At 56.2% G+C, this 8792-nt stretch carries 11 protein-coding genes and 1 rRNA gene; 2 read left to right on the forward strand and 10 right to left on the reverse strand.

Translation table 11 applies throughout. The features are described from left to right. The first annotated feature begins 16 nt into the window (after positions 1-16). Together C1713_RS04320 and C1713_RS04325 are read left to right on the forward strand one after the other, a co-directional pair. Positions 17-742 carry a TVP38/TMEM64 family protein gene (locus C1713_RS04320; RefSeq protein WP_039980870.1) on the forward strand — a complete coding sequence of 242 codons (726 nt, stop codon included), beginning with the start codon at positions 17-19 and terminating at the stop codon, positions 740-742. After that, the gene (locus C1713_RS04325; protein ID WP_102493137.1) at positions 739-1986 is read left to right on the forward strand and encodes a metallophosphoesterase family protein; all 1248 of its coding nucleotides are present in this window, start codon (positions 739-741) and stop codon (positions 1984-1986) included. Before C1713_RS04320 ends, C1713_RS04325 begins: the two co-directional genes overlap by 4 nt. 45 nt (positions 1987-2031) lie before the next feature. On the opposite strand, the gene C1713_RS04330 is transcribed toward C1713_RS04325, so the two are convergent. The 10 genes from C1713_RS04330 to rrf form a co-directional block, all read right to left on the reverse strand. Further along, positions 2032-2352, reverse strand: a complete 321-nt coding sequence (locus tag C1713_RS04330; protein ID WP_009442465.1) for a hypothetical protein — start codon at positions 2350-2352, stop codon at positions 2032-2034. 109 nt (positions 2353-2461) lie between these two features. Further along, the gene (gene rpsR / locus C1713_RS04335; RefSeq protein WP_006306231.1) at positions 2462-2695 is read right to left on the reverse strand and encodes a 30S ribosomal protein S18; all 234 of its coding nucleotides are present in this window, start codon (positions 2693-2695) and stop codon (positions 2462-2464) included. Between the two features lie 46 nt (positions 2696-2741). Then, positions 2742-3191, reverse strand: coding sequence for a single-stranded DNA-binding protein (locus C1713_RS04340; RefSeq protein WP_050341107.1), 450 nt, complete (start codon positions 3189-3191; stop codon positions 2742-2744). A 65-nt stretch (positions 3192-3256) separates the two neighbouring features. Then, positions 3257-3550, reverse strand: a complete 294-nt coding sequence (gene rpsF, locus C1713_RS04345) for a 30S ribosomal protein S6 (protein WP_050341109.1) — start codon at positions 3548-3550, stop codon at positions 3257-3259. A 215-nt stretch (positions 3551-3765) separates the two neighbouring features. After that, entirely contained in the window at positions 3766-4212 is a 447-nt protein-coding gene (gene sufU, locus C1713_RS04350; protein ID WP_061946556.1) for a Fe-S cluster assembly sulfur transfer protein SufU, read from the reverse strand. Beyond that, a complete protein-coding gene (locus tag C1713_RS04355; protein WP_102493138.1) occupies positions 4202-5440 on the reverse strand; it encodes a cysteine desulfurase in 1239 nt (412 codons plus the stop codon). The genes sufU and C1713_RS04355 overlap by 11 nt, the downstream gene beginning before the upstream one ends. Next, entirely contained in the window at positions 5421-6272 is an 852-nt protein-coding gene (locus tag C1713_RS04360; protein ID WP_102493139.1) for a SufD family Fe-S cluster assembly protein, read from the reverse strand. Before C1713_RS04360 ends, C1713_RS04355 begins: the two co-directional genes overlap by 20 nt. Further along, on the reverse strand, positions 6269-7687 hold the full coding sequence (sufB, locus tag C1713_RS04365; RefSeq protein ID WP_006691450.1) for a Fe-S cluster assembly protein SufB: 1419 nt from the start codon (positions 7685-7687) through the stop codon (positions 6269-6271). Before sufB ends, C1713_RS04360 begins: the two co-directional genes overlap by 4 nt. Positions 7688-7693: 6 nt before the next feature. After that, a complete protein-coding gene (gene sufC / locus C1713_RS04370) occupies positions 7694-8452 on the reverse strand; it encodes a Fe-S cluster assembly ATPase SufC (RefSeq protein ID WP_102493140.1) in 759 nt (252 codons plus the stop codon). A gap of 213 nt (positions 8453-8665) precedes the next feature. Continuing rightward, positions 8666-8782 (reverse strand): 5S ribosomal RNA (rrf, locus tag C1713_RS04375). Positions 8783-8792 lie beyond the last annotated feature (10 nt).

The following is an 8792-nucleotide window of genomic DNA, read 5'->3' on the forward strand; positions in this document are numbered from 1 at the left end:
AGGAGGAGGTACTCACGTGAAACGACCACAGGGCATGGGCATCCTCAAACTCGGTGCGGCACTCGCCATCATCCTTCTCTTTGTCATCATCCATCTCATTGCACCGCAGTTCCTCCCCTCACTCTTCACGCTGCTTGCCAGCGGTGATATTCCGGCGACGGTGGAGTACATTCACACCTTCGGCGATGGAGCAGTCCTCTTCGCCTTTTTGCTCACCCTCTTTACCAATGCACTTGGCTTTCCGCCCGCCGTCATTTTCTCGACGGCAAACGTCATCCTATTCGGCATTGTCCCCGGCATCATTCTGTCCTGTGTCGCAGAGACCGTCGGCGTAACGGTTGCCTTCGTGCTGATGCGCTTCTACTTCCGCGATGCGGCAGAAAAGGCGATCGCGAAGAGCCCCTTTCTCGCAAAGGTCGATCACTACAGCGGCAGCAAGGGCTTCATCATCATGCTCATCGGACGCATGGTGCCATACCTGCCCTCCGCTATCATGAATGCCGTCGGCGCCCTCTCCTCGATCCGTCTGCGCGACTACGTCCTCGCCTCTCTCGTCGGAAAATTTCCCTCGACGGGCATCGAGGCAATCATCGGGCATGACCTCATCATGCAGCAGGAGGATAAGACGCGCCTGGTCGTTGTTGTTATCTGCGCTGCCATTCTCATCTACACCGCCATCCGTTTCGAACGACGCATGATGCGCACAGAGGCCGCCGTACAGGATGTGGAGAAAAAATCATGACACGACGCCATTTCCTTCAGACCGCCCTTCAGTCCATTCTCACAATGGGACTCGGCGGTCTCTTTTCATCTCGTGCCGCAGCCGCAGCAGACGGCATCCGCCACCTGCGCCAGATCATTACGGCACAGCCAAGCAACACGCGCATGATCCAGTGGGACGCGTCCACTCTCCTGCGCGGCGCACATGTCGAGCTGCGCAGCGGAAGAGATGGACATATCACGGCATTCGTTCCCTCTTACACGCATTTCACCATAGACGACGCAGAGCAATTCGTCTACCACGCAGAGATCCCTCTGCCTACAGGCGGCGGTGCCTACCGTGTCACGCATACGGCTGGGGCATCCGATTGGATTCCCCTGTCTGCCCCACATGCAGTCCGTACGCCCGTGCGTGCTCTGCTCTTTTCGGACAGCCAATGCGGGGAGGATTACAGCGTCTGGAACAGCCTCTATCAGGCAGCATGGCGGCGTCACAGCGATGCGGATTTTGCCGCACTCGTCGGCGACCTCACCGACAACGGCGAATCCACGTGGCATTGGGATAGCTTCTTCGCGGCGATGGAGGGGAGTCCATCCCCGCTCGCTCGCATTCCTCATGTCCCCGTGCTCGGCAATCACGAGTATTATAGCCTCGCGTGGACGGATACCCTGCCGCTGCGGTATCTCAAGACCTTTGCCCTGCCCGAAAATGGCAGCGCGGCATTTCGCGGCCACTATTATTCCTTCGATCTCGGAGCAGTGCACGTGATTGTCCTCGATACACAGTTCCTCGAGTGCGGTGCGTGCGGTGCGGCCCTGAATGAGGAGCAGCTCGCCTGGCTGAAACGCGATGCGGCGGCATCCTCCGCCCCATGGAAAATCATCCTCATGCACAAGGATATTCTCGCCTACGGAGAGTATCAGACCGTACAGGAGACGCAGCACGGCATCAGTGACGTGGGGTGCGTCTTTATGGATGCATTCGATGCGTGCGGCATCGACCTCGTTGTCACGGGACACGTCCACGCCTATCGGCGGCGTCAGATCCGTGCGGGGCAGACGGACACACAGGGGACGCTCTATCTCCTTGGCGGACCGGGCGGCGATGAGTACTTCGATGTCCCGCCCGAGTCCTACGACCTCGCCGCCTCCGCGAATCCCGCACCATCGAACTACCTCTATCTGGAGGCGGATGCACATCATCTCCGCATCACCTGTGAGGCTCTGGATGGAACTGTGATCGACACTGTTGAACGACAAAAATAAAAAAGAACCTTATCCTACGTCAAATGGCATAGGATAAGGTCTTTTTTAGCGACGCCAGGGCGTACGCTGATCGTAGTCCCGCTTGATCTGCTTTACCGCGCGGTCGTGACGCCGCTGCTCTTCCTTCATCGCACGATCATACTTCTCCTGATCGCCGTCCCGACGGAACTCAAAGCGGATCTTGCGCACGTTCTGCTCATGGACACGAGCTTCTTCCTTCATGCGAAAACTGTACTCATTCGTCGCCCCGTTGATGTAATCGAGCGACTGAACTGCCGGCGCTGCTGCCTCTGCACTCGGTACTGCTGCAATACCGAGGCCCAGGGCAAGAGCCAGCACTCCGGCGATATACTTCTTGTTCTTCATAGGTTACTCCTTCCTCATATCACACTGCCTATACAGTAACATAGCCGCGTTAAGGATGCTTTAGATGCCAACAAAAAACCGCACCCGAAGGTGCGGTCATGCGATCCGTTTACTCCGCCGTAAACGGAAGAAGCGCAATATTACGCGCGCGCTTGATGGCAAGCGTCACCTGACGCTGATGCTTTGCGCAGTTGCCGGAAATGCGACGCGGCAGGATCTTGCCACGCTCCGTCGTAAAGCGACGCAGCTTTGCGGCATCCTTATAGTCGATATGGTCTACCTTGTCCACGCAGAACGAGCAGACCTTGCGACGAGGCTTGCGGCCCCGATCTCGTTTCATCATGTTCGCTGTCCCTCCTCATTTCAGGATATTTCGATCATCTTCATGCTCAGAATGGAATGTCGTCATCGGGAATGACGGGTCCCATCATATCCGGTGCAGCTCCGCCGCCCGCAGCGGGTGCGGCAGAACGCGGCGCAGATGCGTCATAGCCGCCCTGCGAGCTGCCGGCATTCTTGGAATCAAGGAACTCCACATTGTCTGCCACCACATCCGTCGCATACTTGCGCTGTCCGTCGCTGCCGTCGTAGCTGCGCACCTGGATGCGCCCCTCGACGCCGATACGGCGTCCCTTGGTGAGATTGTTGCCGCAGATCTCGGCGAGTTTCTCCCAGCATGTCACGGGGATGAAATCAGCCGTCTGCTGGCCTTCCTGCTGTGCTGCACGCGAGAAGCGGCGGTCAACCGCCACCGTAAAACGGCAAAATGCTTTGCCGCTCTGTGTGTAGCGAATCTCAGGGTCGCGCGCAAGGCGACCGATCAGTATGACTCTGTTCATGGGTTTCTCTCTCCTGAATGAATCCCGTCACGCATACAGAACGTACGGATGACTCCGTACGCCCCTTACTCCTCGATGCCGTCTGCGCGGACGATCATGTGCTTGAGCAGATCGTCGGTGATCTTCATCACACGGTCGCACTCAGCAACACAGGCAGGCTCTGCATTGACGTACAGCAGAACGTAGTATCCTTCGGTCATGTCCTTGATCTCATAGGCGAGACGCTTCTTGCCCCAGCGGTCTTCCTTCTCGATCTTACCGCCGTTTGCCTGAATGAGCTTTGTGAACTTCTCGATGACGGCGTTTGTCGCATCTTCCTCCATCGGCTTCACAATAAATATGACTTCGTACAATCTCACGAAATCACCTCCTCTTTGGTCTATGGCCGCCGTTTTGCAGCGGCAGAGTTATTCTTCTGCGAGCGCGCACGAAATACGCACTCACGCGACAAGAGACAGTATACCATGTTTTTATGCAGTCCGCAAGTACTCGATGCGCATTATTGTAAAGGAATCCAATCAGCAGAAAGAGGACCGCTTCGAACGCATTATTTCAAAACAGTCCTCTTTCAATCTCACTGATCCTTCTTCAGCACGTCTTCCAGCGTATGCCATGCCAGCACTGCGCACTTGACGCGCGCGGGCATGTTGGAGATGTTCTTGAGCGCGATTGCCTCATCGAGCTCCTCCAATGCGGCATCGTCTGTCACCTCGCGTTTGATCATCGACGTGAAGAGTTGGGCGAGGCGCTGTGCCTCCTCCACGGTCTTACCGCGCATGAGGTCGATCATGATGTCCGTGCTCGCCTGTGAGATAGCGCAGCCGACTCCAGTAAATGCGGCATCCTTGATGATGCCGTTCTCAATCTGGAGTTCGAGTGTGATCTCATCGCCGCAGCTCGGATTATGTCCGCGCTCACGCACGGTCGCCGCTGCGAGCTCGCCCTTGTTCTCGGGCGAGCGGCTGTGCTCGCCGATGACCTCTGTATAGAGATCGCCGAGAGCTGCGTTTTCAGTCGGCATAGCCGAGCACCCCCCGTACCTTTTTCAGCGCCGCGATAAACTGATCTATGTCCTCATGCGTATTGTAGAGGTAGAAACTCGCGCGGCAGGTAGCGTTCTGTCCGAGATAGCGCATGAGCGGCTGCGCACAGTGGTGTCCCGCGCGAATCGCAACGCCGTAGCTGTCAAGAATCGTCGATACATCATGCGGATGGACATCCTTGACGTTGAATGTGATGATGCCCGTCTTATTTCCACGGGTCGAATCGCATCCATAGAGCTCCACAAAGGGCAGTTCCCGCAGCTGCGGCAGTGCATAGCTGAGCAGATCGCGCTCAATCGCCTCGATGCGGTCAAAGCCGATCTTGTCCAGATAGTCGATCGCCGCAATCAGTCCTGATGCACCGCTGACGTTCTGCGTCCCCGCCTCGAACTTTGCCGGCAATTCGGCAAACGTCGTCTCCTGCTCGCCGACATAGTCGATCATGTCCCCGCCAAAGAGGAAGGGCGGCATCGCATCGAGTATATCGTACTTGCCATAGAGGACGCCGATACCCATCGGGGAAAGCATCTTATGCCCCGAGAACGCAAAGAAATCCGCATCCATCGCCTGCACATCCACCTTGATGTGCGGTACGCTCTGCGAGCCGTCGACAACGACGACCGCACCGACCGCATGAGCACGGTCGGCAACGGCGCGCACATCGTTGACGAGACCGAGCACATTGGATACCTGCGTCACAGCGACAATCTTCGTCCGCTCCGTGATCTTTTCTGCAATATCTGCCTCGGAGAGATTGCCGTCCTCGCCCAGATAGATATACTTCAGCACAGCACCGCGCGACTTTGCCACGAACTGCCACGGAACGATATTGCTGTGATGCTCTGAGATCGTAATGACGATCTCATCCCCCTCATGGACATTCGCAAGACCATAGCTGTACGCCACGAGGTTCAGTGCCTCCGTCGCATTCTTCGTGAATACGACCTCCTCCGGACGCGCCGCACCGATGAACTGCTGCGTGCGCACGCGTGCCCGTTCATAGATATCCGTCGCCTTGACCGAGAGCTCATACGCACCGCGATGCGGGTTCGCATTACAGTACGTACAGTAGTCAGCGACTGCACGGATGACCGTCTCCGGTTTCTGTGTCGTTGCGCCATTGTCAAGATAAACAATGGGACGGCCGTTCATCTTCGTCTGCAGGATGGGAAAATCCCGCAGATACTCATTCACCTTGCGTTCCACCCAACAGTCTCCTCTCCAAATAGTCTCCAATCTCCGTACGCAGTTTCTCATCCGTGATGCGCGCCAGCACAGGGGCAAAGGATGCCTCGACGATGAGCTGCTGTGCCGCGCGCTCGTCGAGCCCCCTGCTCATCAGATAAAACAGCTTGTCCGCATCCATCCGCCCGATGCTGACGGCATGGTGTCCGTCTACATCTCCCTCATGGGAAAGCATCAGCGGGACACTGCGGTTCCGTGCATGTGGGGAAAGAATCGTTACTTCCTCATCTTCCTTGCCGACCGAACCGCGCGCGCCTTGGATAAAGTCAAGCGTTCCGCGAAAGTTCTTGACACAGTGCCCGAGAAGCGCGCCGCGCACCTGCATATTGGCATCCGTGTGCTGCCCCTCCTGACGGATGATATAGTTGAGATCAATTTTGCGCTCATCATCACCGAAATAGAGCCCCCATACATCCGTACACGCCTGATCGCCTACGAGTGTCACCTGCAGTTCCGAGGCGGTATGCTGTGCGCCCGCCTCGACGAGGGTACAGGAAAAGCGGCCTCCCTTTCCCACCGCCGCATGGATCCGGCTAGCGGCAGGCGCATCTGTCGGAGCCAGCTGGATATAGGTCAGCGACAGCTCTGCACCGTCGGCAACCGTTACCTCAATCTCCTGTGCACCGCTTTCACGCAGCTCCACCACATGATGCACGCATTCTCCTGCCGCTGCGGAGAGCTGTATTGGTGCAACAGGCAGTGTGAGCCCATCGGGCACAGGCAGGTCGTTGACCCCCAGCCAACGCCATGTCGGCATAGGGATGCGGCTGAATCCATTGGCTGCTGCCATCATCCCATCGCCCCTTCCAATTCAATATTGACCAGATTATTCATCTCAACCGCATACTCTAGCGGGAGTTCCTTCGCAATCGGCTCAACGAATCCGCGCACGATCATCGCGCGCGCCTCCTCCTCGTCGATGCCGCGGCTCATCAGATAGAAGATCGCCTCATCACTGATGCGTCCGATCTTTGCCTCATGTCCGATGTCCACCGTATCGCAGGCAACATCCATCACGGGAAGCGTGTCACTCCGTGACGCGGAGTCGAGCATCAGCGACTCACAGTTGACGGAGCACTTTGCCCCGACAGCACGCGGTGTCACCTTGACCCCACTGCGATAGATCGCGGCACCGCCCGACTTTGAGATCGAGCGCGTGCTGATATTTGCTGACGTATTGGGCGCATCGAGGATGACCGTCGCTCCCGTATCGAGTTCCTGCCCCTTCGAGGCAAAGGTGATCCCCGTGAACTCACAGGTCGCATTCTCCCCCTGCAGGATACTCGTCGGATAGAGCATCGAGACGTGTGAGCCGAACGAGCCGGAGACCCACTCCACGGCACCGTTCTTCTCCACCTTCACGCGCTTCGTATTGAGATTCATCATGTTGCGCGACCAGTTTTCGATCGTCGAGTAGCGCAGACGCGCCCCCTCCTTGACGAACAGCTCGACACAGCCCGCATGGAGATTCGTCACATTGTACTTTGGCGCAGAACATCCCTCGATGAAATGCAGGCTGGCGCCCTTCTCCACGATGATGAGCGTATGTTCAAACTGCCCTGCCCCTGCTGCATTGAGACGGAAATAGGACTGCAGCGGGATGTCCACCTGAATCCCCTCGGGCACGTAGACGAAAGAGCCGCCCGACCAGACCGCACCGTGCAGTGCAGCAAATTTATGTGCCTTCGGCGGCACAAGCGTCATAAAGTACTGCTGAACAATATCGCCGTACTCCTGCAGTGCCGTCTCCATATCCGTGTAGACGACCCCCTGCTTCACGAGCGACTCCTGAATCGAGTGATAGACCACCTCGGAGTCGTACTGTGCTCCGACGCCCGCGAGCGAGGACTTCTCCGCCGCGGGAATCCCCAGACGGTCAAACGTATCCTTGATGTCCTCGGGAACCTCATTCCAGTCGCCGACCATCTTCGCATCGGGACGGACATAGGTCACGATCTCATCCATGTCCAGCGCCGACAGATCCGGCCCCCATGCCGGCATTGGTGTTTCATGGTAGACCTTGAGTGATTTCAGGCGAAAATCAAGCATCCATGCGGGATCGTGCTTGCGTGCAGAAATATCACGGATGATCTCCTCCGTCAGTCCCGACGCAGACTTATACGCAGAGCGATCCTCGTTCGTGATATCGTAGATTGTGCGCTCAATATCGTCGATCTGGGTTTTCTTCTTTGGTACAAAATCCCCCATTCCTGCTCACCCCACTCTATCGTGCTCTGCAAGAATATGGGCAAAGCCTTCCGCATTGATCTGTTCCACGAGCTCTGCGCCGCCCTCACGAATGATCTCGCCTTTGGCAAGCACATGGACAAAGTCCACCTTCAGCTTATCGAGGATGCGTGCGTTATGCGTGATAATCAGACAGGCATTCTCAGCTGTATGGAACTTTGCAACGCCCTCAGAGACGATCTGCACCGCATCGACATCAAGCCCGGAGTCCGTCTCATCGAGGAGGGCCAATTTCGGCTGGAGCATGAGCAGCTGCAGGACTTCGCTGCGCTTTTTCTCCCCGCCGGAGAAGCCGACGTTCAGATAACGCTGTGCATAGCTCGGATCAATCTTCAGCTCTGCCATCATCGCATTCAGTTCCTTGCGGAAGGCGAGCAGCTTCTCCTTCTTACCTGTAACCATCTGGCGCGCCGTACGGATCATATTCTCGACCGTGATCCCCGGGATCTCCTCCGGTGTCTGGAAGGCGAGAAAAAGCCCGTCACGCGCACGCTCATAGGACGGCTGCTCCGAAATATCCTTCCCATCAAAGACAATACGCCCATGCGTCATCTCATACTTTGGGTGCCCCATCATCACGTTCATCAACGTAGACTTGCCCGACCCATTCGGGCCAAGGATAACATGAACCTCCCCTTTACGTACCGTGAGGTTGACACCCTTTAGAATTTCCTTGCCCTCGACACCGGCATGAAGATCGGTGATCTGTAGCAATGTATCTGTCATAATAAAAACTCCCTTAGGTTTACATCTGTATTGAATCCTTACAAAAATACTCGGGATTAACATTTCACATTGTAGGTGCTTTCATATAAAAAGTCAATAACTTCCAGTACGAACGATAAACAAAGCCTATAATTGAGATTGTCTTTCATTGATAAAATAAGAAAAAGCTGCTGTACACAGACCATATTGTCATCGTACAACAGCTTCATGTTTTTGCGGCAACTACCTACTCTCCCACGTCGTCTCCAACGAAGTACCCTCGGCCTGTGGACGCTTAACTACTGTGTTCGGAATGGGAACAGGTGGAACCGTCCAGGCATCATCACCGCATCTTGTTGAA

Origin of the sequence: Centipeda felix (assembly GCF_900186465.1) — a bacterium.
GTDB classification, from domain to species: domain Bacteria; phylum Bacillota; class Negativicutes; order Selenomonadales; family Selenomonadaceae; genus Centipeda; species Centipeda felix.

What these genes read in the sequence shown, in the direction of transcription:
- C1713_RS04325 (WP_102493137.1), top strand. Translation starts at nt 739, where the DNA reads ATGACACGACGCCATTTCCTTCAGACCGCCCTTCAGTCCATTCTCACA.
- C1713_RS04330 (WP_009442465.1), bottom strand. Translation starts at nt 2,352, where the DNA reads ATGAAGAACAAGAAGTATATCGCCGGAGTGCTGGCTCTTGCCCTGGGC.
- rpsR (WP_006306231.1), bottom strand. Translation starts at nt 2,695, where the DNA reads ATGATGAAACGAGATCGGGGCCGCAAGCCTCGTCGCAAGGTCTGCTCG.
- C1713_RS04340 (WP_050341107.1), bottom strand. Translation starts at nt 3,191, where the DNA reads ATGAACAGAGTCATACTGATCGGTCGCCTTGCGCGCGACCCTGAGATT.
- sufU (WP_061946556.1), bottom strand. Translation starts at nt 4,212, where the DNA reads ATGCCGACTGAAAACGCAGCTCTCGGCGATCTCTATACAGAGGTCATC.
- C1713_RS04360 (WP_102493139.1), bottom strand. Translation starts at nt 6,272, where the DNA reads ATGATGGCAGCAGCCAATGGATTCAGCCGCATCCCTATGCCGACATGG.
- sufB (WP_006691450.1), bottom strand. Translation starts at nt 7,687, where the DNA reads ATGGGGGATTTTGTACCAAAGAAGAAAACCCAGATCGACGATATTGAG.
- sufC (WP_102493140.1), bottom strand. Translation starts at nt 8,452, where the DNA reads ATGACAGATACATTGCTACAGATCACCGATCTTCATGCCGGTGTCGAG.